Below are 1,020 nucleotides of genomic sequence, written 5' to 3' on the forward strand. Positions count from 1 at the left end.
CCGTTAAAGACTTCGAAGTGATCGATTTCTCCGTCGAGGAAGCTGCTTAACCGGTCTGCGGTGCCGTCCTGGCTTCTGACTTGCGACGCGCCAAGCGTCCACGGTTCGGAGTTTCCAATCAGGGCGACGGGGTCTGCGTCAAAGACGGGCCGGGAATTGGCCCCCACAAGCGCCAGGTTGCCACCGTTCACGCCGACAAACAGCTCCATGCCATCCTTCGCATCAAACGCATACTGCAAGTCGATCTCGTCTCCGGCTGCAAACAGATTGGCATCGCTGCGGATGACATAGCTGTCTGTTTGCGTCTGGTGACGCACAACAATCGAGCCATCCCCATCAACAAACGCCGTGACATGCCCGCCACCATCAAAACCAGAGGAATCGCGCGAGAACAGGGCCTGCAGATTCCCCGATGAATAGTTGTTGCCGGAGGATTGGCCAGACAGCTCATTCACAGAGAACGAAATCCGCACGCCACCTTCAGCGACCTCATAGTCGGGCATGTTGTCGATCAGGACATAATCGTTCCTGCCATCCAGCCGGACACCACCGTCAGCCGCCGTTGCACCGTTGCGCAACTCAGCCGGATTGTCGGCTCCCGGTGCTTCGTCAGTGTTCGGAGCGCCTGAAGAGAATTGCCACAATCCGACAACGGCACCATCGACCGGGTCCGTCTGATCTTCAGCCTCGTCATTCGCACCATTGACGGTCAGGGTTACGGTTGCGGTATCGGTGCCGCCCTGGCCGTCCGAGACAGTGTAGCTGAAGCTGTCGGTCGCGCTCTCACCAACGCCCAGGTTCTCAAATGCCCCGTTCGGATCGTAATCGAAGGTGCCGTCGCCATTATCGGTGACTAGGCCCAGCGTGCCCGTGGTGTCGAGCGCCGAGACGATGAGCGTGTCGCCATCCGTATCCGTGTCGTTGCCCAGCACATTTGCCGTGGTGAAGGCCGCGTTCTTGCTTGTCTCGAATCCAGCCCCATCATCGTCACCCGCCACAGGCAGGTCGTTGGCTCCGGTG

The 1,020-nt window shown here is 59.3% G+C and carries 1 protein-coding gene; it reads right to left on the reverse strand.

What is annotated here, in order from left to right; all coding sequences use genetic code 11:
* Window positions 1-1,020, reverse strand: a 1,020-nt coding sequence (locus Q5Y75_RS28345; protein ID WP_306203651.1) for a cadherin-like domain-containing protein, incomplete at both ends; no start/stop codon positions are given.

Origin of the sequence: Ruegeria discodermiae (genome assembly GCF_030758345.1) — a bacterium.
In the GTDB taxonomy this organism is placed as follows: domain Bacteria; phylum Pseudomonadota; class Alphaproteobacteria; order Rhodobacterales; family Rhodobacteraceae; genus Ruegeria_C.